Consider the following 21,903-nt stretch of genomic DNA (forward strand, 5'->3'; position numbering starts at 1 on the left):
CTATGCCCACCCACCACCCGACTCGGTCGGCCGAGAGGGGACCGTCACGGGGTCACCGCTCGGGTGGGTGGGAGGGAGCCGGCACGTGGGGTCCGGTCGGTGGGTGGGAGGGGGCCGGTACCTGGGTCCGGTCGGTGGGTGGGAGGGGGCCGGTACCTGGGGTCCGGTCGGTGGGTGGGAGGGGGCCGGCACGTGGGGTCCGGTCAGGTGGGAAGGCGCGGCACCACCACCCGACTCGGTCGGCCGGGAGGGGAAGGTCGCGGGGGCACCGCTCGGTAGGGGGTCGGCGCTCAGTTCAGGGCTCTTGACAGGTGGGTGGCCAGGTTGGCCCGGGGGGCGCTGTCCGGGGGGCGGCGACGGGGGTGGACCGTGTTGGCCAGGAGGACGAGGAAGGTGTCGGTCGCCGGGTCGAGGACCAGGGACGTGCCGGTGAAGCCGGTGTGGCCCGCCGCGCCGCGGCCGGCGAGTTCGCCCATGAACCAGGGCTGGTCCAGGGCGAAGCCGAGGCCGGGCGGCGTGAAGAGCAGCTCCACGAAGTCGGGGCCGAGGATGCGCGCGGGGCCGTAGGAGCCGCCCGCGAGGAGGGCGCGGCAGAAGACGGCGAGGTCGGGTGCGGTGGAGAAGAGGCCGGCGTGGCCGGCGACCCCGCCGAGCGCCCAGGCGTTCTCGTCGTGGACGACGCCCCGCAGCATCCCCCGGTCGGCCTTGGCCCACGGCCGCCGCTGGTCCTCGGTGGCCGCGGCGCCGGGGCAGGGCCCGAACGCGGTGGCGGTCATGCCGAGCGGCCGGGTGATGCCGTCCCGGACGAGGACGTCGAGGGTACGGCCGGTGATGCGCTCCAGGACGTGCTGGAGCAGGAGCATGTTGAGGTCGGAGTACCGGTGCCGGCCCGGCTCGGCGGACGGGGCCTCGGAGCGCAGGAGGTCGAGGCGGGTGGCGTCGTCCGGGCAGTCGTACAGGGGGAGTTCGGGGCGCAGGCCGGAGGTGTGGGTGAGCAGCTGCCGCACCGTGACGCGGTACGCGGCGGCGGCGTGGAAGTCGGGCAGGTAGTCGCCGACCCGGGCGTCCATGCCGAGGGTGCCGCGCTCGATCTGCTGCACGGCGGCGACGGACGTGAACAGCTTGGTGAGGGAGGCCAGGTCGAAGGGGGTGTCGAGGGTGGCGGGGACCCGGGCGGCGGGCGGCAGCTCGACACCGGTGCCGGACTCGGGGTCGTAGGAGGAGTAGCGGACCGCCCAGCCCGACGCCTCGGCGACGGCGATCACGGGGCCGCGGCCGGCCACCACGACGGCGCCGGCCGCCCAGGGGCGCTCGCCGGCGGTGAGGGCGCGCACCTCGTCGACCAAACGGGCGAGGGCGGCGGGGTCCAGCCCGGCCCGTTCCGGTGTGCCGGTGCGCAGTCTCGGGGTGCTCAGCTCTCGTCTCCCTCCGAGCCGGCACGGGCGGCGGCCCGTGTCGTCCAGGGACGGCACAGTCCCACGAAGCAGGCCGCCGCGACCAGTGCTCCGGCCAGCTGGACGACGGCCATGGGGACGGCGGTGTGCTCCCCGGCGACGCCGACGAGCGGGGAGGCGACCGCGCCGACCAGGAAGGAGGAGGTGCCGAGGAGCGCGGAGGCGGAGCCGGCGGCGTGCCTGGTGCGCAGCAGGGCGAGGGACTGGGCGTTGGGGAGCGTGATGCCCATCGCCGACATCAGGACGAACAGGGCGGCGGCGACGGGGACGAGCCCGGTGTCGCCGAGGGCGCCGGTGGACATCAGCAGCAGGGCGGTCGCGGCGAGCACGATCACGGTGAGTCCGGCGGCGAGCACCTTGTCCAGGCTGACCCGGCCGACCAGCACCTTGCCGTTGATCTGTCCGGCGGCGACCAGGCCGACGGAGTTGAGGCCGAACAGCAGGCTGAAGGTCTGCGGGGAGGCGCCGTAGATCTCCTGGATCACGAAGGGGGACGCGCTGACGTACGCGAACAGCGCGGCGAAGGCGAAGCCGCCGGCGAGCATGTAGCCGGTGAAGGGCAGGTCGGCGAGGAGGGAGCGCATCGCGCGCAGCGTTTCGCCCATTCCGCCGCGGTGCCGTTCGGCCGGGGGCAGGGTCTCCGGCAGCCGCAGCCAGACCAGGGCGGTGAGCAGCGCGCCGATCACGGTGAGCACCACGAAGACGCCCCGCCAGTCCGTCACCCGCAGGATCTGCCCGCCGACGAGCGGGGCGACGATGGGGGCGGCGCCGGAGATCAGCATCAGGGTGGAGAAGAAGCGGGCCATGGCGACGCCGTCGTACAGGTCGCGTACGACGGCCCGGGCGATGACCACCCCGGCCGCTCCGGCGAGGCCCTGCACCAGCCGGAACGCGGTCAGCGTCTCGACGGTGGGCGCGAGGGCGCACAGGGCGGTGGCGGCGAGGTAGAAGGCGAGCCCGGTGAGCAGGGGGCGGCGCCGGCCCCAGCGGTCGCTCAGGGGGCCCACGACCAGCTGGCCGAGCGCGAGTCCGGCCATGCAGGCGGTGAGGGTGAGCTGGACGGTGACGGCGGGGGCGTGCAGGGAGCGGGTGACCTCGGGCAGGGACGGGAGGTACATGTCCATGGCGAGCGGGGTCGTCGCGGTGAGGCAGCCGAGGAGGAAGGTGACCAGGGGGCCGGTGCGGGACGGGGCCCGCGCGGGTGAGGGTGCGGTGGCGGAGTCGGACCGCTGGTCCTGTTCCGGTGTCGGTGCCGCCGCGTGGTCCGGCATGTGCCCCTCCCTGGTGCTCCGCTGCTGTCCGTCCGCTGCTCGACCGCTGCTCGCCTGACATCGCTGTCGTCGACAGGGCCGGCACCTATGCTCTCAGCTCGTACACACTGCCGAGGCACACGTGAGCGAGGGTGGGGATGGCGGAGCAGGGCGTGCGGTGGGGCATCCTGGCGACGGGCGGGATCGCGGCGGCGTTCGCGGCGGATCTGGTCGATCTCCCGGACGCGGAGATCGTGGCGGTGGCGTCACGCCGCCGGGAGTCGGCGGAGGCGTTCGCCGAGCGGTTCGGGGTGGGGCGGGCGTACGGCGACTGGGAGTCGCTGGCGGCGGACCCGGAGGTCGACGTGGTGTACGTCGCCACTCCGCACGTGGCGCACCGGGCGGCGGCCGGCCTGTGTCTGGCGGCGGGCCGGAACGTGCTGTGCGAGAAGCCGTTCACGCTGAACCTGCGCGGGGCGGAGGAGCTCGTCGCGCTGGCGCGGGAGCACGATCGTTTCCTGATGGAGGCGATGTGGATGTACTGCAATCCGCTGGTGCGGCGGCTGAGGGCGCTGGTGGCGGACGGGGCGGTCGGCGAGGTGCGGTCCGTGCACGCCGACTTCGGGCTCGCCGGGCCGTTCCCCGCGGCGCACCGGCTGCGGGATCCGTCGCTGGGCGGCGGGGCGCTGCTGGACCTGGGCGTGTACCCGGTGTCGTTCGCGCAGCTGCTGCTGGGCGAGCCGGACGGGATCGCCGCGAGCGCGGTGCTGTCGCCGGAGGGTGTCGATCTCCAGACGGGGGTCGTGCTGTCGTGGGAGAGCGGGGCGCTGGCCTCGCTGCACTGCTCGATCGTCGGGGGTACTGCGGTGACCGCGTCGGTCACCGGTTCCCGCGGCCGGATCGACATCCCGTCCGGTTTCTTCCACCCGGACCGTTTCGTCCTGCACCGGGACGGCCGTGACCCGGAGGAGTTCACCGCCGATCCGGCCGACGGGCCGCGCACCAGCCTGCGGCACGAGGCGGCGGAGGTGATGCGGGCGCTGCGGGCGGGTGAGAAGGAGTCGCCGCTGGTGCCGCTGGAGGGGACGCTCGCGGTGATGCGCACGCTGGACGCGGTGCGGGAGCGGATCGGGGTGCGGTATCCCGGGGAGGACGAGAAGGGCACGGTGGCCGACGAGCCGGCCCCACTGGTTGGGTAACCGTATGGCGGACACCGGATTCCGCATGGCGGACTGGCCGCCTACGCTGCGGTGCCATGACTGACACGCACTCGAAGATCGCCGTGGTGACCGGAGCCGGCTCGGGCATCGGGCGGGCCGTCGCCGTGGAGCTGCTGCGCGCCGGCTGGTCCGTGGCGCTGGCCGGCCGGCGCGCCGAGCCGCTCGCGGGGACGGCGGCGCTGGCGCCGGGGACGGCCGCGCTCGCCGTACCGGCCGACGTGTCCCGGCCCCAGGACGTCGACGCGCTGTTCACGGCGGTCGTGGAGCGGTTCGGCCGGGTGGACCTGCTGTTCAACAACGCGGGGACCTTCGGGCCGGGCGGGGTCCCGGTGGAGGAACTGCCGTACGACGCCTGGCGGCACGTGGTGGACACCAACCTCAACGGGGCGTTCCTGTGCGCGCAGGCGGCCTACCGGCGGATGAAGGAGCAGGATCCGCAGGGCGGCCGGATCATCAACAACGGGTCGATCTCGGCCCACACACCCCGCCCGCACTCGGTCGCCTACACCGCGACCAAGCACGCGCTGACCGGTCTGACCAAGTCGCTGTCGCTGGACGGGCGGCCGTACCGGATCGCGGTCGGACAGATCGACATCGGCAACGCGGCGACCGACATGACGGCCCGGATGGGGACGGGGGCGCTCCAGGCGAACGGGGAAGTGGCCCCGGAACCGGTGATGGACGTGGCCGACGTGGCGCGCACGGTGCGGCACATGGCGGAGCTGCCGCTGGAGGCGAACGTGCAGTTCGCGACGGTGCTGGCGACGACGATGCCGTACGTCGGGCGGGGTTGAGCGGTCGTTCCGCTCGCCCTGCAAGCGGAAGTAGAACATCCGCGCTCTTGCGGCTCGTCGTGGACCTGTGCTCAACTTTTCTCCACGAGAGCTCCACATGTGACGCACCGAAGTTCCGCGGCCACTCCGAGGGGGGAGGCGGCGGCCGTTCCACCCGGCCGGAGTTGGGGGTGGACCTCGCGGCGGACCGCGGGTACACGCCGGCCGGTGGAACGGCCTCCGCACCACGTCACACGGTGTCGCGCCGTCCGGTTCCGTTCTCCTCCCGCGCCGTCGCCGTCCGTGCCACCCGACGCCGGCGCAGGGCCCAGGCGCCCAGTCCCAGGACCGCCAGCGCGCCGGCGGCGCCCTCGGCGGCCAGCCGGCCCGCACCGCCCCCGGGCGCCGGTCCGGGCGCGCCCGCCGCCGCCTGTACGGTCCTCCGCCCGGGCGCCGCGCTCGCGCCCGCGCCCGCCCCGCCCTCGCTGAGCGGCGCGACCAGCGTGCCCACGGGCTGGGCCGAACGCCCGTGCGTGAAGCCCCAGTCGAGCAGCGCGGCGGTGTGCTCGTAGACGGCGTTGCCGCCGGAGTCGGGGTGCATCACGGTGACCAGCAGGGTGCGTCCGCCGCGGGTGGCCGCTCCGGTGAAGGTGTTGCCGGCGTGGCTGGTGTAGCCGTTCTTGACACCGATCAGGCCGTCGTACGTCTTCAGGCCCCATGCCCCGGTCAGCAGGCGGTCGGTGTTCTGGATCTGGAACGTCTTCTTGCCGCCCGCCGGGAAGTCGGCGGTCCGTGTGCCGCAGTAGCCGCGGAAGTCGGCGTCCTTCAGGCCGTGCCGGGCGAAGAGCGTGAGGTCGTACGCCGACGAGAGCTGCCCCTTGTGGTCGAAGCCGTCGGGGCTGACCACATGGGTGTCCAGGGCCTGGAGGTCCTCGGCCTTGGCCTGCATCTCGGCGACGGTCTTCGCGATGCCGCCGTTCATGTGGGAGAGCACGTGCACGGCGTCGTTGCCGGAGCGCAGGAACACGCCCTGCCACAACTGCTCGACGGTGTAGGTCAGGCCGGGCTTGATGCCGACGAGACTGGAGCCGGCCGGGACGTCGGCGAGGTCGGCGTCGGTGACCTCGTACCGCTCGGCGCGGTCGAACTTCTTCAGCACCGTGACCGCGAACAGCATCTTCAGGGTGGACGCGGGCGCGAGCCGGCGGTGCGCGTTGAACGCGGCGAGCACCTCCCCGCTCTCGCCGTCGGCGACCAGCCAGGCCTGGGCGGTGAGCTTTCCGGGCAGTCCGGAGGCGCCGCGCACCTGGACGCCGGTCCGGGCCAGGCGTTCACCGCCGACGACCGGGGTCGCGGCGGTGGCCTCGGTGGCGGTGGACAGGGGAAGGGCGGCGGCCGTCAGCCCGAGGACGGCACGCCGGCTGAGCCGGGAACATTCGCGCACCCGGGGACCGTACACCGCTTCGAGCAGGGGATTCGCGACCCGTGGGGCCCGACGGACCGGAATTTGCCGCGTTATGAGAATCCGATGAGCCACCCCGCTCCCCCGGCCCCGGGGCCGGGCGGCTCACGCCGGGCGAACGGACGGCGGCGTACCCGGTCGTACCGGCCGCGCCCGTACGGCCCCGGCGGCCGCTCACCTGCCGAGCAGACGGTCGATCTCGGCCATCTGGGCGGCGGTGAGCGGTCCCTTCGCGAGCGCCCCGGCGTTGTCCTCGGCCTGGGCGACGGTCCGGAAGCCGGGGATCGGCACGGTGCGCGGGCTGCGGGCCCACAGCCAGGCGAGGGCGCCCTGGGCGAGGGTGCGGCCGCCGCTGGTGAGGACGGACCGGACGGCGTCGATCCGGGCCAACCACCGGGGGTCGGCACCGGAGCCGTCCTCCGCGTACCCGGGGAGCCAGGCGGGCGGCCGGCTGCGGATGTCCCCGGCCTCCAGCGGCCCGCCGCGCCGCCCCGCCAGCAGCCCCATGGCGAGCGGGCTGCGGTTGACGCTCGCCAGCTCCAGCCGCTCGCACAGCTCCAGCATGCCGGGCGCGTCCTGGAGGACGTTGAGGCGGTGCTGTGCGGCCGTGGCGTGCGGGCCCTCGGCGAAGACCGCGGCCCGCGCGGGATCGTCGGTGCTCCAGCCGTAGCCGCGTACGAGGCCCTCCCGCACGAACTCCTCGCACGCGTCGCGGAGTTCGGCGGCCCGGGCCGGGCCGGCGTCGGAGAGGTGCAGCTGGTACAGGTCGACGTGGTCGGTGCCGAGGCGGCGCAGGGAGGCGGTGAGGGCCCGCCGGGCGTACTCGGGGGTGTCGTCGGTGCCGGTGAGGGTGCGGGTGCCCGGGTCGAAGACGTTGCCCCACTTGGTGGCGAGGACGACGTCGTCGCGCCGCTTGCCGAGGGCCCGGCCCAGGATCTCCTCGCTGTGCCCGGTGCCGTAGGAGTCGGCCGTGTCGAAGAAGGTGACGCCGAGGTCGAGCGCCCGCCGGACGGCCCGTACGGACTCGTCGTCGTCCACCTTCCCCCAGCCGACGGGATGCCCGTCGGCGGTCCGGTGCTCGCCCCCGATGGCCCAGCACCCGAACCCGAGTGCGCTCACCTCGATACCCGTGCGTCCCAGCGCGCGTGTCGTCATGGACGCAGACGCTAGGGATTGGAGCGCACGCGAACACAAGCCCCCGGTGGCCGTGTTACGCCTGCCCGGTCTCGAACCGCGAGATCCGCCCGTCCTCGTCGACGGTGAAGCTCCACTTGGTGCGCATCTCGCCCCAGGTGTCGTTGCTGTAGCGGGCCAGCAGGGTGCGGCCGCCGTCGGACTCGTTGTCGACCTCCATGTGGCCGCGGGAGGAGAAGATCTCCCGGTCGGTCCACTCGGCGAGGTCCCGGTCGGTGCCGTCGTCGGCCATGGTCGCGCCGGGCGCGAGCAGGGACATGAAGCCCTCGCGGTCGTGTGCGTTGACGGCGTGGACAAAGGCCCGGACGGCCGGATCGCTGAGCCTGGCTGGCTGAATCGTCATGGCGTCAGGCTCACACCGCTCCCCCGGCCCCGCCACCCGAACGGCAGCCAGGACGGGCCGGCCGGGGGCGGGGGTGCGAGGGTGGGGGCAGGGGAGGCTGTCTGCCTGTCCGCCTGTCTGCCGGGGAGTCACCGTGAGCTGTTACGACCGACGTGATCTGGGCCTGCTGCTGCTCCGGCTGGGCACCGGCGGGGTGCTGGCCGCGCATGGCGCGCAGAAGCTGTTCGGCTGGTTCGGCGGACACGGGCTGGAGGGCACCGGCCAGTTCATGGAGTCCGTCGGCTACGCCCCGGGCAAGGCGAGCGCCACGGCGGCGGGCCTGGCGGAGGCGGGCGGCGGCACGCTGCTGGCGCTGGGCCTCGCCACCCCGGCGGCGGGCGCGGCGGCGGCGGGCGCGATGGCCGGGGCGTCGGCGGTCCACACACCCAACGGCTTCTTCGCCCAGGAGGGCGGCTACGAGCACGCGGCGACCCTGGGCCTGGCCGCGGCCGGACTCGCCGTCACCGGCCCCGGCCGGCTCTCCCTCGACCATGTGCTCGGGCACGTCCTCGACCGCGGCTGGATGGTCCCGGCCGCCCTCGGCGCGACGGCGGCGGCGACGGCCCTGGTGGTGGGCGCACGCAACCGGCGGCTGCGGCGGCAGCGGGAGGGTGAGCAGGAGGCGTTGTTCCAGGAGTGACGGCCGCTCCCGGTGTCCGGCGGCAGGGCCGGCCGCGTTCCCCGAGGGGGCGGCTCGGGGGGACGTGAAGTTCTCATATGGGCGGGCTTTCACATTCATCCCCTTCTTGTGGAGCTGTCACTGTCCGCCACTCGGCCCCTCGTGCCAGGCTCACGCCATCCGGAGAGAAGGGAACTGGCATGGCGCATCTGGACATCGGGCTCCTGGGACCGTTCACGGCGTGCATCGACGGTGCGTCCATCGTCCCCACCGCGGCCAAGCAGCGCAGGCTCCTGGCACTGCTGGCGATCGACACCGGGCGCGAGGTGAGCATGACCTCGATCGCGGAGGGCCTGTGGGAGGGGTGCCCGCCGACCGGCCCGTCCGCGGCCGTGCAGACGTACGTGAAGCAGCTGCGGCAGCGCATCGCCCCCGCGGCCTCCCGGCTCACGCCCCGGATCGACCCGAAGCGGATCCTTCTGCGCGGTCACAGCGGGTACCAGCTCCACATGCCGCAGGTCCGGATCGACGCACGGGAGTTCGAGCGTCTTGTGCAGCAGGGTCATCAGGCGATCGCCGACGGTCAGGACGACCGGGGTGCGCGCCTGTTGTCGGACGGTCTCGCGATGTGGCGGGGGCAGGCGCTGGGTGACGTGCGGGCGTCGGGGGCGCTGCGTGCCGAGGCCCTGCGGCTGGACGAGATGCGGCTCGCCGCCCTGGAGGCGCGCATCGACGCCGAGCTGCGTCTGGGCCGCCACGCCCGTCTGGTGAGCGAGCTGACCGCGCTGACCACCCTGCACCCGTTGCAGGAGAACCTGCACGCCCAGCTCATGGTGGCCCTCAGCCGCAGCGGTCGTCCGTCGCAGGCGCTGGAGGCGTTCCGCCGGCTGCGGGAGACCTCGGTGCGGGAGCTGGGGATCGAGCCGTCACGGCGGCTCCAGGAGCTGCACTGCAGGGTGCTGGCCGGCGAGCCGCACCTCGACGCCCCGCTGCGCACTCTGGCCCCGCTGTAGTCGGTGCGCCAGGCCCGCAAGGCTGTCCTGACAGGAAAAGGTAGGTCATGCAAGACACGCCCGCTGCCGCCGTCACGGTCCATCTGTGGTCGCTGTCCGAGGACGTGATCGTGGAGCACGACGACGAGAACGACCAGGTGGTGCTGAAGAGCCGCTGGGGGGTCGACTACGTGGAGCGGCCCTGTGCCGAGGTGCGGGAGGCGCTGCGGCGGATGGAACTCGGGCCGGTGTCCCTCGCCAACGCCGCCGGGCAGCACGTCGACCTGTACGCGGTGATGCTGCCGGCGCTGAGCCGGCTCTCCCATCTGGTGGTGCGCACGCTCAGCGTCGACGATCTCCGGGGTCCGCTCCTGTCGGTGTTCCCGGTGGCGCACGACGCCCCGCTGGCGCTGGTCTGGCTGCCGGGCCAGCGTCCCGTGCAGCTGCTCCGGCACACCGTCCTGACCAGGCTGGACTCGGGTCTGTCGCTGGAGACCGTCGGCGGCCGCCACATGGTCGTGCTGCACCGGCCGGAGGCGGCGCTCGTGGTGGCGATGCTGGCCTGGCCGGTCACCCCGGACAAGGCGTCCGCCTCGCTGCCGCTGCCGCCGCAGATGACCGAGGGCATCATCCGCTATCTGGCGGCGGCCGGAATGGCGGCTCCGGTGGACGACGCGGGGTACGACGCCGGGTACGGCGGACAGTGCGACGCCGGGTACGGCGCGGAGTACGGCGGCGCTCACCGGTGTGAGTGACGGACGGCGGGGCCGGGGCGCTAGACCAGCCAGCCCGCGTCGCGGGCGATGCGGATCGCGTCCACCCTGTTGCGGGCGTTCAGTTTCGCGACCACCGTCGTCAGGTAGTTGCGCACCGTTCCGGTGGACAGGTGGAGCGCGCCGGCTATCTCCTTGGCCTCCGAGCCCTCCGCGGCCAGGCGCAGTACCTCGGTCTCCCGCTCGGTGAGCGGGCTCTCCGTACCGCTCCACGCGGCCAGCGCGAGTTTGGAGTCGATGACCCGGTGGCCGGCGACCACGCGCCGGATGGCGTGGGCGAGTTCGGCCGGTGACTCGTCCTTGAGGAGGTATCCGTCGACCTCCGCGGCGAGGGCGCGGCGCAGGGTGCCGGGACGGCCGAGGCTGGTGAGCATCAACGTCCGGCAGTGGGGCAGTCGTTCACGGATCTGTGTGGCGGCGCTGAGGCCGTCCAGGCCCGGCAGGTCGATGTCGATCACGGCGATGTCGGGTTCGACCTTGAGTGCGGCGTCGAGGATCTGGTCCCCGCGCTCCAGCTCGCTCACGACCTCGAAATCGTTTTCCAGGCTCAGCAGTGCGACCAGCGCCCCGCGGACCATGTTCATGTCTTCTGCGAGCAATATCCGAATCACCGCAACGCCACCCCCATTTGGCAAAGCGATCTACGCCCGTCACCCTATCAACTACACCGGTTCAGCAGACTGGTCCGGGTTCAGGCGGCCGACTGTCCGTCGTCGGCGTCGGCGGTCAGCGCGGTGCCGGAGCGCTTCCGTTCGGGCACCCGGGCCGCGAGCCGGAACGTTCCGTCGTCGCCCTGGTGCACGGTGAGCGTGCCGCCGACGGCGCTCAGCCGGGTCTGGAGGTTGCCGAGGCCGCTGCCGCTGTGCGGGGAGGAGTCCCGGTAACCGCTCGTCACACCGTCGTTGACGATGACGAGCCGTACCCGCTCCACGGTGCGTTCGGCGGTGATCTCGCAGTAGGTGGCGCGGCTGTGGCGCAGCACGTTGGTGACCGCCTCGCGCAGGACCGTCGCGAACACCGTGTCCAGTTCGCGTTCCAGCTCTCCGACGCGGACCCGTGCGTCGACGCGCACGTCGGCGGCGCTGAGCACGGACTGGGCCGAACTGATCTCGTCCCGCAGGGACATGTCACGGTATCCGCTGGCCACGCTGCGCACGTCGGCCAGCGACTGCCGGGACATGGTGAGCACCTCCTCGACCTCGGCCTTGGCGCGGCCCGGGTGCCCGGGCAGCAGGCGGTGGATCAGCTCGCCCTTGAGCGTGATCGCGGAGAGGCTGTAGCCGAGCAGGTCGTGCAGGTCGCGGGCGAAGCGGAGGCGTTCCTGGGTGACGGCGACGCGGGTCAGTTCGCCGCGGGTCTCGTGCAGGACGCGGATCAGGTCGGCCAGCCGGGTGAGGCCGAAGACCACGAGGCCGGTCAGCAGGGTGGACTGGACGTAGTAGAACGTCTCGACCAGGGGCAGGTCGGCGAGGAGCGGCGGCATGAGCATGGAGGCGCCCACCACCGCGTACATGAGCCAGGCCCGGTTCGGCGGCAGGAGGAGCAGCAGGGAGCCGGCGAGGAACCCCGCCATCGAACCCCACTGCGTCCGGAAGATCAGTAAGGGCAGGTAGGTGAGGAGCGCCTGGACGCTCAGCGTGATCGTCTTGCGGGGCGTGGGCTCCAGCTGCGCCCCGGGTCTGGAGTGCAGCAGCTGGAGCCCCATGATGCCGAGCAGGCACACCACCGCGAGGCCGGCCTCGGCCACCGAGGCGTGGGAGCTGAGGATGTTGAGCAGGGTGATGCTGAAGTAGCACAGCAGCGCGGCGAGGAGAACGAGCCGGCCCAGCCGGGGGGCGGGAAGGTGCCCGCTCCTGACGAGCAGTGCGTCCGGCTGCCCGGCACCCTCGGTCACCTTTGGCGAGGACTTGTGTCGGCACATCACGTTCGCATCCCCTCTCACGCAGCGCCACCCGTGCGGAGCATAAGCGAGGGAGATGTGGATCACGTAAGGAGTTGTGCGCTCACGGCAGATGCGCGTGGAGATGACATGAGTGCTCAGGAGCGTGCGAGAAGGCCCCGTTCGAGGGCGACGACGACGGCCCGCGTGCGGTCGCTGACGTCGAGTTTCGCGAAGACCCGCAGCAGATGGGTCTTCACGGTGGCCTCGCCGATGACCAGCCGGCGGCCGATCTCGGCGTTGGAGAGCCCGTCGGCGACCGCGAGCAGCACGTCGCGTTCCCGCGCGGTGAGAGCGACCGGTTCCGGACGGCGCATTCTGGCCACGAGGCGTTCGGCGACCTTGGGCGCGAGAACGGTCTCCCCCCGCGCCGCCGAGCGGATGGCGTCCGCGAGCTGCTCCCGGGTGGTGTCCTTGAGCAGGTAGCCGACGGCGCCGGCCTCCACCGCCCGTTCGATCTCCACGTCCGTGTCGTAGGTGGTGAGGATCAGCACCCGGGTCGGTACCGGCAGGGCGACGATCTCGGTGGTGGCGGCCACGCCGTCGAGGACCGGCATGCGCAGGTCGAGCAGGGCGACGTCGGGGGCGAGCCGCCGGACCAGGTCGACGCCCTCGCGTCCGTCGCTCGCCTCGCCGACGATCTCGATGGTGGGCTCGCCGGTCAGCAGGGCGACGACCCCGGCGCGCATCACGGCGTGGTCGTCCACCACGACCACGCGGATCCGGTCGTTGGCGGTGTCGGTCATCTGATGTCCTTCGCGGTCGGTCGGCCACGACGGCCCGGCGGGAGCCGAGGCCGCGCCTCAGCCGTGTGCGTGGCCCTGTGTGGGAAGAGTGGCGAGGATGCGGGTGCCGTCCCCGAGGGAGCTGGTGACGGTGAGTTCACCGTCGAGTTCGGCGAGGCGCCGGCGCATGCCGTCGAGGCCAAAACCGCGGGACTCCTCCACGACGAACCCGTTGCCGTCGTCGGTGATCTCCAGCTCGACCCCGCCCGGTACCTCGGAGAGGACGACCCCGACGGTGGAGGCGCCGGAGTGCTTGCGCACGTTGGCGAGGGATTCCTGGGTGCAGCGCAGCAGGGCGACGCGGGTGCGCTGGTCCAGGTCGACGTCGGGCAGTTCGGCGGTGACGGTGAGGCCGGTGTCCTGGACGAAGCGGTCCAGGGTCCGGCGCAGGGTGGTGGCGACCGAGCCGGGTGCGACACCGCTCGCCGGGACGGAGCCGACGAGGATGCGGGCCTCGGTGAGGTTCTCGCGCGCGGTGTGCTCGATGGAGGTGAGCTGCTGGGCGCAGCGCCCGGGGTCGGCGTCGACGGCGGCGCGGGCGGCCTCGGCGAGCACGACGATGGAGGCGAAGCCCTGGGCGAGGGTGTCGTGGATCTCCCGGGCCATCCGCTCGCGTTCCTCGGCCGCGCCCTGACGCTGGTAGGCGGCGGCCAGTTCCTCCTGGGTGAGGACGAGTTCGGCGGTCAGCTGCTCCTGGCGCTCGTTGCTCTGGCCGATGAAGCGGTGCATCCACAGACCGAGGCCGACCCCGGCGGCGTAGGCGATGACGGTGAACACCGCGTTGCCGGTGAGGAACTGGGGGCTCCAGCCCTGGCCGAGCGTGCCGCCGAACACGGTCAGGGCGGCGGCCGCGCCGCTGAACGCGGCCGCTTCGCGGGGGCCGCGGGTGAAGAGCCAGAACTGCGGCAGGGACACCACGTAGAAGGCGGCTCCGCCGTCGAGCAGGTAGGAGCTGGCGCCCAGGACCAGGGCGAGGACGCCGAGGTAGGCGCGGCGGTTCAGGACCCGGTTGCGGGGCCGGGTGAGGGTGACGGTGTGGCACAGCGCGATCAGGGCGAGCAGGCCGAGCAGCCAGAACTTGCGGGCCGGGGACCGGTCGGCCACGGCTACGGCCGTCGGCAGCAGGCCGAGCAGGATCCAGCCCGCCAGGTTCCAGCGACGGATCCGGTCCAGGGTGAGCCGGTCACTCGGCTGCTGCTGCCACTGGGACACGCTGATTCACCTCATTCGCAAGGGCGTTGGGAGATCGTATCGGCGGTGGGGGTCACCGGACGGCTTCCAGGGAGCGGGCGGCCGGTTCGGTGGTGGTGCGGGCGCGGCGGACTCCCTTGGAGGGCCACCAGTTGGCCTCGCCGAGCAGGAGCATCAGGGACGGCAGGACCAGCATGCGGATGACGAAGGCGTCCAGCAGGACGGCGACGGCGAGGCTGAAACCGATCTGCTTCATCTCGATCAGGTGCAGGGCCGCGAAGCTCGCGAAGACGGTGACCATGACCACGGCGGCGCTGGTGACCACGCCGGCCGAGCTGCCGATGCCCTCGATGACGGCCTTGCGGGTGGGGACTCCGCGCAGGGCGGCCTCGCGGATCCGGCTGATCACGAACACCTGGTAGTCCATCGACAGGCCGAACAGGATCACGAAGAGGAACAGCGGGACGCGGGACCCGATCGATCCGGTGGAGGTGAAGTCCACGAGGCCCTCGGCCCAGGTGTGCTGGAAGACCATGACCAGGATGCCCAGCGAGGCGGCGGCGGACAGCATGTTGAGGACGATGCCGACCAGGCCGAGGACGACGGAGCGGAACGCCCAGACGGTCATGCCGAAGGTGACCAGGAGGAGGGCCCCGATGATGAGCGGCAGCTTCTGTTCCTGGTGGGTCGGGTAGTCGGTGTAGCGGGCGACGTCACCGGTCACGGCGGTCTCGGCGCCCTCGATCTTGCCGACCGTCTCGGGGACGTAGGTGTGGCGGATGTCCTTGAGCGAGCTCTGGGCCTCGTCCGAGCTGACGTAGTGCGGGACCTGCAGCTGGAGCATGCTGATCCGCTTGTCCGGCGAGGTGGTCAGGGTGGAGGTGCCGCTCAGCCGCGGGTCGTCCTTGACGTCGGCGGCGAGTTCGCGCAGGGCCGCGGTGACCTCGGCGGAGCGGTCGGCGTCGGCGCGGACGACGACCTGGTGCATGGACTTCATGTCGGGGAAGGCCGCGTTGAGGCGGTCGTAGACCTGCATGGCGACGATGGAGCGGGAGTGGGTCTCGCGGCCCATGTCGGTGAGCTTCAGGCCGAGGACGGGGGCGGCCAGGGCGAGCAGCGCGAGGACGGTGACCGTGAGGGTGGCGGCGGGGCGCTTGGCGACGGGGCGCAGCACGGCGGCGGTCAGCCGGCCGGGGCCGTTCCGGTGCGCCTTCGGCTTCTTCGGGGCGAGCCCGCGGGCGGCCCGGCGCTCGGCCCGGCGTTCGGCGCGCATGCCCATCTTGGCCAGCAGGGCCGGCAGCACGGTGAGGGAGCTGACGACGGCGACGAGGGTGACGACGATGGCGCCGGTGGCGATCGAGGAGAAGATGACGTCGTCGGCGAGGTAGAGGGTGGCGCTGGAGACGGCGACGGCGAGACCGGAGAGGACGACGGCGCGGCCGGAGGTGGCGGCGGCGATCTCGACCACGGCCTGCGGGCTCAGCCCGCCTCCCGACCGGGCCCGTTCCTCACGCTCGCGCTTGAGGTAGAAGAGGGTGTAGTCGACGCCGACGGCGAGGCCGATGAGCAGGATGACGTTGGTGCCGACGCCCGCGTCGGGGAAGGCGTGCGAGGCCACCATCGACAGGCCGACGGCCGCCACGATCGAGGACAGGGCGAGCAGCAGCGGTACGAGCGCCATGGCGATGGAGCTGAAGACCAGCAGCAGGGTGATGAGGGTGACCGGCAGGGCGATGACCTCGGTGCGGGAGAGGTCGTCACCGCGCAGTCCGTCGACGCCCTTGCTGATGGAGGGCGACCCGGTCTCCTCGACCCGCAGGCCGGGGTTGGCCTTCTGGACGGCGGCGGTCTGGGCGAGCAGCGGGTCGACGTGCTTCTTGCCCTCCAGCTCGGGGCCCTTCAGGGTGACCGTGACGCGGACGGCGGTGTTCTTCGCGTTGTGCACGGGGTCGGCGACGGAGCGGACCTCGGGGAGCTTGTGCATCCGGGCGGCGATGTCGGCGGCGGCCGCGTCGGCGGCGGCGATGTCGAAGGATCCGCTGCCGGGCTTGGCGGTGATCAGGACGTGTTCCACGGGGCGCTGCTGGAGGCCGCCCTCGGCGGCGATCTCCTCACCGCGTCCCGCCTCGCCGATGCGGAAGTCCTCGGTGGTCGCCGCGTTGGTGCCGACGGAGATGCCGATGCCGAGGCAGAGGACGACGAACACCAGCCAGCCGACGATGCCCCGCCACGGGTGGGCGGCGCTCCAACGAGCCATGCGTACAGGAAGATTCTTCATGCGTCCATGCTCTTCGCGGGGGGTGTGCCGCCGACAGCAGCGACCGGTTGAACCTGGGGTCCACCACCTGGTGGACCCCCGTGCGGCTCAGTGGAAACTGAGGGTGTGGTAGATCGTCACGTTGCCCTCCAGCTCCTGGCAGCGTTGTGCGGCGGCGGCGAGCCGGCCGACGTGCCCGGGGGCGCTCGTGTCCAGCAGGATGCCCAGCGAGGTGCCGCTGTGGCCGATGACGACACCGAGCCCGCCGATGTCCTCGCAGATGCGGATCATCGGCTCCAGCGAGCGTTTGTGCCGCAGCACCTGGTTCATGCGGGCGCTCTCGGTGGCGACCCGGCCGACCTCGGCGAGGTCGTGGCGGGCCACGGCATGGGTGACGCGGTCGAGGAGGCGGGCGTAGTGCCGCCGGTCGGCCGCGGTGAAGGGTTTCGGCAGGGCGTTGAAGGCGACGGTGTCGACGGCGCCGCCCTCGTCGATGCCGACGACCGTCATCGCGGGCAGCGAACCCAGCCGGGCACGCAGCCGTACGCTGCGGTGGTGGAAGGCGACGATCGCCGGGTACAGGACGCCGTCGGTGGGTTCGATGCGCGCCAGGTACGTCTCGATGCGGCGGTGCGGCATGGGGGCGCCGAGGGCGTTGGCGACGGCGCGGGCCGTGGCCACCAGGTCGGCGGAGGAGCTGGCCAGCCCCTTGCCCTCGGGCAGGGTGCTGTCGATGTGCAGCACCCCGCCGCCGGGCGCCCCGCAGTCCTCCAGGATCATCCGGGCCAGCCGCAGCGCCTTCTTCTTGTGCGCGGGGCCGACCGTCACCTCCGGTTCGTCCGGGGTGAGTTCGAAGCGGGCGGTGGACCAGCGGGCGACCGGCAGGGTGACCAGGAAGTTGCCGTCGTCCTCGGGCAGCACGCCCTGCAGCAGTTCACCGAAGGTGCCGAAGGCGGTGCTGACGCCGGTGGCGGTCACCCGGCGGTGGTCGATCGTGGTCACGTGTGCGTCCTTTCTCGGAGGTCCGGCAGGTGTCCGGAGGCGGGTTCGGGGGCGAGTGCCGCCCGTACGCGCGCCGCGCTGAGCGCGGGCCGGGTGCCGACGAAGTAGTGGCCTCCGTCGTCCAGTTGGTGGAGGGTGACGTGCTCGGCGAGTCGACGCCAGGCGCCGGCCGCGTGCGCCGCGTCGGCGGTCTGCGGGTCGTCGCGGGCGACGACGACGTCCACCGGGGCGGCCAGGCGGCGCGGGTCCTGTTGTTCCTGGAGGCGGATGAGGTGCCGGTGGGCGGTGCCGAGGTCGTGCCGGTAGGCGCGGTCGGCGACCTCGGCGCGCTCGGGCTGGTAGGCGTCCAGCTCCACGAACGCCCGGCCGCCGCGGAGCCGGCCCAGCAGGGTGGGCCGGTCCACCGCCGCGAGGTCGGCGAGCTCGGTCCGCAACCGGTCTGCGCCGGGCAGCAGTTGGGCGCCGAGGAAGACCCGTTCGACGGGCCGGCCCGCCTCCTGGAGGAGCCGGGCGGTCTCCAGCGCGGTCGCGGCGCCCGCGCAGTGCCCCCACAGCAGGACGGGGCCGGTGAGGTGGCCGAGGATCTCGTCGCGGGCCCGGCGGGCCAGCTGGGGCACGTCCTGGAGGGGTTCGCCGGGGGCGGCGAAGTCGTGGCCGGGCGGCTCGGCGCCGTACACGGCGATGCCGTCGTACTTCAGCTCCTCCGCGAGCGCCCGGAAGTTGACCGCGTTCCCGGCGGCGTACGGGAAGCACACCAGGGTGTGGTGCGGGCTGCGGACCTCCAGCAGCGGGTGCAGCAGCCTGCCGTGCCGTTCCGGGGCCGGTGCGCCGTCGCGGCGGCGGGTCAGGACGCGGGCGAGGTCGGCGAGGACCGGGTGGGCGACCAGGTCGGCGACGGTCAGGTGGCGGCCGAGGTGGGCGATGAGGCGGGCGGCGGCCAGGGAGGTGCCGCCGAGCGCGAAGAAGGTGTCGTCGGTGCCGATGCGTTCCAGCGGGACGCCGAGCGCCTCGGCCCAGGCCACGGCGAGGCGTCGCTCGTCGGCCGTCGCGGGGGCGGTCCGGGCGGCGCCGCCGTGGCCGAGGGTGCCGGCGAGTTCACTCAGTGCCGACTTGTCGACCTTTCCGTTCGCGGTGAGCGGGAGGCGTTCGAGCCGGTGGCAGTAGGTCGGCACCATGTAGTCGGGCAGCAGGGCCGCGAGGAAGTCCCGGGCCCGGGCGGCGTCGGGCGGCTCGAGACCGGTGCCGTCCGTGGTGAAGAAGGCGGTGAGGGCGCGGGCGGCGCCCAGGTCGCCGTCGCTGACGACCGCGGCCTCCCGCACGCCGGGCATGGCCGCGAGCCGGTGCTCGATCTCGCCGAGTTCGATGCGGTAGCCGCGGATCTGCACCTGTTCGTCGTGCCGGCCGAGGAACTGCAGGCGTCCGTCGGGCAGCCAGCGGCCGAAGTCGCCGGTGCGGTACATGCGGGTGTCGGCGCGGAACGGGTCGGGGACGAAGGCCTGCCGGGTGCGGTCCTCGTCGTTGATGTAGCCGCGGCCCACGCAGACCCCGGAGAACGCGATCTCGCCGGTCGTGCCGAGGGGGACGAGCTGGAGGTTGTGGTCGAGGACGTAGGGGTTGACGTTCCTGAGGGACCGGCCCAGCGGGACGAAGCCGTGCTCGGGGACGGCGTCGAGGACCTCGTGCACGGTGTCGTCGCAGACCTCGGTGGCGCCGTAGGCGTTGACGAGGCGGATGCCCGGCTGGGCGGCGAACCAGCGGCGCACCAGCTCGTGGCCGAGGACCTCGCCGGTGACGGAGAGGGTGTGCAGGGGGCCGAGACCGCGTGGGTGCCGCTCCAGGTGGCGCAGCAGGACGTCGAGGTAGGCGGGCACGGTCTGCGCCACGGTGACGCCGCCGGCGACCAGCTCGTCGAGGAACCCGGAGACGTCGAGCAGGACGTCGGTGTCGACGATGCGCACGGTGGCGCCGGCCGACAGAGGCGCGGCGAACTGCCACAGGGAGATGTCGAAGCCCAGGGACGCGGTCTGCGCCACGACCTGGCCGGGGCCCGTGCCGAGCCCCATGTCGTCGGTCTTGGCGTGGAGGTGGTTGACCAGGCCGGCGTGCTCGCACAGGGCGCCCTTGGGGGTGCCGGTGGAGCCGGACGTGAAGTAGATGTACGCGGCCTGGGTGAGGGTCGGCGGTTCCGGGAGGGGGTGCGCGGAGGCGTCCTCGACGTGCCGTGCCGTCAGGACGGCCGGGCCGTGGTCGAGTTCGGCCGAGGCCTTGCGGACGACGGCCTCGCCGCGGTCGTCGGTGAGGGCCAGCACGCAGACGGCCTCGTCCAGCTGGACGGCCACCCGCTCCGCGGGGAGGTCCGGGGACATCGGGAGGTACACGGCGCCCGCCTTGAGGACGCCGAGGGCGCTCGCGATCCAGTCCAGGGTGCGGTCCATGACGACGGCGACCACGTCCTCGGCGCCCGCGCCCGCCGCCGCCAGCGCGCGGGCCACGCGGTCGGAGCGTTCGTCCAGCTCGCGGTAGGTCCAGGTGCGGGCGCCGTGGGCGGCGGCGGGGGCGCGCGGGTCCTGGCGTGCCCGCTGCCGGAACAGGTCGACGAAGGTGTGGGCGGGCGCGTCGACGCGCGGCCCGGCGAGGGCGTAGAGCTGGGTCGCGGTCTCCTCGGGGGAGAGCAGGCTCTGCCGGTCGTGGCGGGCGGTCGGGTTCTCGGTGAGCAGGCGCAGGGCGGCCAGCTGGTATCCGGCGAGCCTCCCGGCGTGGTCGCCGTCGAAGGCGCCGAGGTCGTGCGTCACGTGCAGGGTGAGGCCCTGGCGGTCGCGTGCCCAGGAGAACCGCACCACGGCGTCCGGGCCCGTGCCGGGTGTGCCGGTCGCGAGCCCGGACAGGTCCAGTACGGCGTCGTGGGGCCCGGTGGTGTGCGGCGCGCTGCCGACGGCGTCGACCAGTGCGGCCCAGGTGGACGGGGTGACGGTGAGGCGCAGCGCCTGCGGTGTGCTCCCGTGCCGGGCCGGTACGTGGCCGGAGACGACGCCCTGTTCGGAGGCGAGGGTGGCCAGGACGCGGGCGTGCGCGGCGAGCAGGAGGGCCGGCAGGCCGGTGCCGAGGGCGCGGGCGGTGCGGTCCAGGGCGTCGGTGAGGCCGGGGGGCAGGGGGGCGCGGTGGGTGGCGGTGCCGGGGCCGCCGGCGTGGGGGGCGCGCCAGCGCGGGAGGGTGGCGGTGAACTCGGCCGGGCCCCGCCCGGGCGGTGTCTCGGCGCCGGGGGCGAGGCAGCCGGTGTGCTCCTGCGGTCCCCCGCCGGCAACGGTGGTCTCGGTCATCGGACGGGGGCCCTCTCTCGTGTCGGGTGCGGGGCGGCGGCAGCCGGGTCCAGGTCGATCTCGACGAGGTCGGCGGCGGCCAGGGCGCGGCGGGCCGCCCGCGGCGCGTCGGGGGCCGCGGCCACCACGCTGGCCAGGCGGTCCTGGAAGGAGTGCGTGATCCGGACGTCCCGGCCGACGGCGGTGGTCGCCCGGGCGGCCAGGACGCCGGGGGCCGCGGCCGCCGCGGACAGTCCCCGCACCCGGCTGACCCGGCCCTCGCGGGTGGCCCGTACGAAGCGGACGGCAGCGTGGCCCGTGCCGGGCACCGGGTCCGCGGCGGGCAGACCGGCGGCCCGGGCCACCACGGCGTCCACGAGGTCGACGCCGAGGGCGGCACGGACGGCGACCGGGATCATGCCGCCCGCGAGGCGGGGGTTGACCTCGATGACGACCGGGCCGCCGCTGGACCAGCGCAGTTCGGTGTGGGCGGCGCCCCAGCCGAGACCGAGGGCGGTGACGGCGCGTACGGCCGTCTCCCCCAGGGCCGCCGCGGTGGGCTCGGGCAGGGCGGCGGGGACGTCGTGGCCGGTCTCCACGAAGTAGGGGGCGGGGCTGATGTGTTTGGCGACCACGGTGACGACCTCGCCGTCGAGGGTCTCGACGGAGAACTCCGGCCCGGACACGGCCTCCTCCACCAGGATGCGGGCGTCCGGGGCGTCGTCCAGGAGCCGGTGGGCCCAGGCGCGGGTGTCGTCGGCGTCGCGGCACAGCCGTACGCCGACCGAGCCGGAGCCGCTCACCGGTTTGAGCACGACGGGGTGGCCGATGGACCGTGCGGCGGCGACGGCCGCCTCCGGGTCGGTCACGGTCGCGAACCCCGGCACCGGGACGCCCGCCGCGCGGTGCCGCGCGCGCTGGACGTCCTTGGCGCGGCAGGCCTCCACGGCGTCGCCGTCCGGTCCGGGCAGGCCGAGCCGGGCCGCCGCCCGGGCGGCCGCCGCGACGTAGTACTCGGAGCTGGAGGTGACACCGGCGAGGCCGGCGTCGTCGGCGAGGCCGGTCAGGGCGCGCAGCACCGCGTCCGGGTCCGTGGTGTCCAGGGTCCGGGTGTCGATCCCGTCCTCGGCCGCGTACGGGTACCGTCCCGGGTCGCGCGCGAGCAGGACGGGCCGCAGACCGCGGGCGCGGGCGGCGGCGCAGAACTCCCGTCCGGTGCCGGTGGTGTTGCTCTCCAGGAACGCCATCCATCTGCCGTTCATCGCACGCCTCTCCCTCGGACGGCGCCCCGCTCGCGCGAGGGCGCCGTACAGA

18 protein-coding genes are annotated in these 21,903 nt (G+C 73.6%); 5 read left to right on the forward strand and 13 right to left on the reverse strand.

The window, feature by feature from the left end; genetic code table 11:
- Nucleotides 1-290 precede the first annotated feature (290 nt).
- A complete protein-coding gene (locus tag ACZ7N4_RS01720) occupies nucleotides 291-1,472 on the reverse strand; it encodes a serine hydrolase domain-containing protein (RefSeq protein ID WP_471352629.1) in 1,182 nt (393 codons plus the stop codon).
- Complete coding sequence (locus ACZ7N4_RS01725) at nucleotides 1,412-2,725, reverse strand: multidrug effflux MFS transporter (protein ID WP_471352631.1); 1,314 nt, start codon at nucleotides 2,723-2,725, stop codon at nucleotides 1,412-1,414. Before ACZ7N4_RS01725 ends, ACZ7N4_RS01720 begins: the two co-directional genes overlap by 61 nt.
- A 137-nt stretch (nucleotides 2,726-2,862) precedes the next feature.
- Here ACZ7N4_RS01725 and ACZ7N4_RS01730 point away from each other — a divergent pair, with 137 nt between their 5' ends.
- Both ACZ7N4_RS01730 and ACZ7N4_RS01735 read left to right on the forward strand, forming a co-directional pair.
- A complete protein-coding gene (locus tag ACZ7N4_RS01730; protein ID WP_471352633.1) occupies nucleotides 2,863-3,903 on the forward strand; it encodes a Gfo/Idh/MocA family protein in 1,041 nt (346 codons plus the stop codon).
- Between the two features lie 56 nt (nucleotides 3,904-3,959).
- Nucleotides 3,960-4,718, forward strand: a complete 759-nt coding sequence (locus ACZ7N4_RS01735) for an SDR family oxidoreductase (RefSeq protein WP_471352635.1) — start codon at nucleotides 3,960-3,962, stop codon at nucleotides 4,716-4,718.
- Nucleotides 4,719-4,947: 229 nt separating this feature from the next.
- On the opposite strand, the gene ACZ7N4_RS01740 is transcribed toward ACZ7N4_RS01735, so the two are convergent.
- The 3 genes from ACZ7N4_RS01740 to ACZ7N4_RS01750 form a co-directional block, all read right to left on the reverse strand.
- Nucleotides 4,948-6,141, reverse strand: a complete 1,194-nt coding sequence (locus tag ACZ7N4_RS01740; protein WP_471352637.1) for a D-alanyl-D-alanine carboxypeptidase family protein — start codon at nucleotides 6,139-6,141, stop codon at nucleotides 4,948-4,950.
- Nucleotides 6,142-6,333: 192 nt separating this feature from the next.
- Nucleotides 6,334-7,314, reverse strand: coding sequence for an aldo/keto reductase (locus ACZ7N4_RS01745; protein WP_471352639.1), 981 nt, complete (start codon nucleotides 7,312-7,314; stop codon nucleotides 6,334-6,336).
- Nucleotides 7,315-7,369: 55 nt separating this feature from the next.
- The gene (locus tag ACZ7N4_RS01750; RefSeq protein ID WP_471352641.1) at nucleotides 7,370-7,696 is read right to left on the reverse strand and encodes a nuclear transport factor 2 family protein; all 327 of its coding nucleotides are present in this window, start codon (nucleotides 7,694-7,696) and stop codon (nucleotides 7,370-7,372) included.
- A gap of 133 nt (nucleotides 7,697-7,829) precedes the next feature.
- Between ACZ7N4_RS01750 and ACZ7N4_RS01755 the strand changes: the two genes are divergently transcribed.
- From ACZ7N4_RS01755 to ACZ7N4_RS01765, 3 genes are all read left to right on the forward strand, one after another.
- Nucleotides 7,830-8,375 carry a DoxX family membrane protein gene (locus ACZ7N4_RS01755; protein WP_471352643.1) on the forward strand — a complete coding sequence of 182 codons (546 nt, stop codon included), beginning with the start codon at nucleotides 7,830-7,832 and terminating at the stop codon, nucleotides 8,373-8,375.
- A 179-nt stretch (nucleotides 8,376-8,554) separates the two neighbouring features.
- Nucleotides 8,555-9,367 (forward strand): AfsR/SARP family transcriptional regulator, encoded by an 813-nt coding sequence (locus ACZ7N4_RS01760; protein WP_471352645.1) that lies wholly within the window; start codon nucleotides 8,555-8,557, stop codon nucleotides 9,365-9,367.
- Nucleotides 9,368-9,414: 47 nt separating this feature from the next.
- On the forward strand, nucleotides 9,415-10,101 hold the full coding sequence (locus ACZ7N4_RS01765; RefSeq protein WP_471352647.1) for an NADH oxidase: 687 nt from the start codon (nucleotides 9,415-9,417) through the stop codon (nucleotides 10,099-10,101).
- A gap of 20 nt (nucleotides 10,102-10,121) precedes the next feature.
- Here ACZ7N4_RS01765 and ACZ7N4_RS01770 read toward each other — a convergent pair whose 3' ends face one another.
- The 8 genes from ACZ7N4_RS01770 to ACZ7N4_RS01805 all read right to left on the reverse strand — a co-directional run bounded on the left by ACZ7N4_RS01770 (nucleotide 10,122) and on the right by ACZ7N4_RS01805 (nucleotide 21,851).
- Nucleotides 10,122-10,730 (reverse strand): response regulator transcription factor, encoded by a 609-nt coding sequence (locus ACZ7N4_RS01770; RefSeq protein ID WP_471352649.1) that lies wholly within the window; start codon nucleotides 10,728-10,730, stop codon nucleotides 10,122-10,124.
- 80 nt (nucleotides 10,731-10,810) lie between these two features.
- Nucleotides 10,811-12,013, reverse strand: coding sequence for a sensor histidine kinase (locus ACZ7N4_RS01775; protein ID WP_471352651.1), 1,203 nt, complete (start codon nucleotides 12,011-12,013; stop codon nucleotides 10,811-10,813).
- 143 nt (nucleotides 12,014-12,156) lie between these two features.
- Nucleotides 12,157-12,804, reverse strand: coding sequence for a response regulator (locus ACZ7N4_RS01780; protein ID WP_471352653.1), 648 nt, complete (start codon nucleotides 12,802-12,804; stop codon nucleotides 12,157-12,159).
- Nucleotides 12,805-12,861: 57 nt separating this feature from the next.
- On the reverse strand, nucleotides 12,862-14,055 hold the full coding sequence (locus ACZ7N4_RS01785; protein ID WP_471352655.1) for a sensor histidine kinase: 1,194 nt from the start codon (nucleotides 14,053-14,055) through the stop codon (nucleotides 12,862-12,864).
- A 52-nt stretch (nucleotides 14,056-14,107) separates the two neighbouring features.
- Nucleotides 14,108-16,312, reverse strand: coding sequence for an MMPL family transporter (locus ACZ7N4_RS01790; protein ID WP_471352657.1), 2,205 nt, complete (start codon nucleotides 16,310-16,312; stop codon nucleotides 14,108-14,110).
- An 87-nt stretch (nucleotides 16,313-16,399) separates the two neighbouring features.
- Nucleotides 16,400-17,293, reverse strand: a complete 894-nt coding sequence (locus tag ACZ7N4_RS01795) for a GHMP family kinase ATP-binding protein (RefSeq protein WP_471352659.1) — start codon at nucleotides 17,291-17,293, stop codon at nucleotides 16,400-16,402.
- Complete coding sequence (locus ACZ7N4_RS01800) at nucleotides 17,290-20,610, reverse strand: non-ribosomal peptide synthetase family protein (RefSeq protein ID WP_471352661.1); 3,321 nt, start codon at nucleotides 20,608-20,610, stop codon at nucleotides 17,290-17,292. Before ACZ7N4_RS01800 ends, ACZ7N4_RS01795 begins: the two co-directional genes overlap by 4 nt.
- Nucleotides 20,607-21,851 carry an ATP-grasp domain-containing protein gene (locus ACZ7N4_RS01805; RefSeq protein WP_471352663.1) on the reverse strand — a complete coding sequence of 415 codons (1,245 nt, stop codon included), beginning with the start codon at nucleotides 21,849-21,851 and terminating at the stop codon, nucleotides 20,607-20,609. Before ACZ7N4_RS01805 ends, ACZ7N4_RS01800 begins: the two co-directional genes overlap by 4 nt.
- Between the last annotated feature and the right edge of the window lie 52 nt (nucleotides 21,852-21,903).

The organism is Streptomyces sp. NPDC107654, from assembly GCF_055639035.1.

What these genes read in the sequence shown, in the direction of transcription:
- ACZ7N4_RS01735 (WP_471352635.1), top strand. Translation starts at nt 3,960, where the DNA reads ATGACTGACACGCACTCGAAGATCGCCGTGGTGACCGGAGCCGGCTCG.
- ACZ7N4_RS01805 (WP_471352663.1), bottom strand. Translation starts at nt 21,851, where the DNA reads ATGAACGGCAGATGGATGGCGTTCCTGGAGAGCAACACCACCGGCACC.
- ACZ7N4_RS01765 (WP_471352647.1), top strand. Translation starts at nt 9,415, where the DNA reads ATGCAAGACACGCCCGCTGCCGCCGTCACGGTCCATCTGTGGTCGCTG.
- ACZ7N4_RS01780 (WP_471352653.1), bottom strand. Translation starts at nt 12,804, where the DNA reads ATGACCGACACCGCCAACGACCGGATCCGCGTGGTCGTGGTGGACGAC.
- ACZ7N4_RS01800 (WP_471352661.1), bottom strand. Translation starts at nt 20,610, where the DNA reads ATGACCGAGACCACCGTTGCCGGCGGGGGACCGCAGGAGCACACCGGC.
- ACZ7N4_RS01750 (WP_471352641.1), bottom strand. Translation starts at nt 7,696, where the DNA reads ATGACGATTCAGCCAGCCAGGCTCAGCGATCCGGCCGTCCGGGCCTTT.
- ACZ7N4_RS01725 (WP_471352631.1), bottom strand. Translation starts at nt 2,725, where the DNA reads ATGCCGGACCACGCGGCGGCACCGACACCGGAACAGGACCAGCGGTCC.
- ACZ7N4_RS01790 (WP_471352657.1), bottom strand. Translation starts at nt 16,312, where the DNA reads ATGAAGAATCTTCCTGTACGCATGGCTCGTTGGAGCGCCGCCCACCCG.
- ACZ7N4_RS01730 (WP_471352633.1), top strand. Translation starts at nt 2,863, where the DNA reads ATGGCGGAGCAGGGCGTGCGGTGGGGCATCCTGGCGACGGGCGGGATC.
- ACZ7N4_RS01745 (WP_471352639.1), bottom strand. Translation starts at nt 7,314, where the DNA reads ATGACGACACGCGCGCTGGGACGCACGGGTATCGAGGTGAGCGCACTC.
- ACZ7N4_RS01760 (WP_471352645.1), top strand. Translation starts at nt 8,555, where the DNA reads ATGGCGCATCTGGACATCGGGCTCCTGGGACCGTTCACGGCGTGCATC.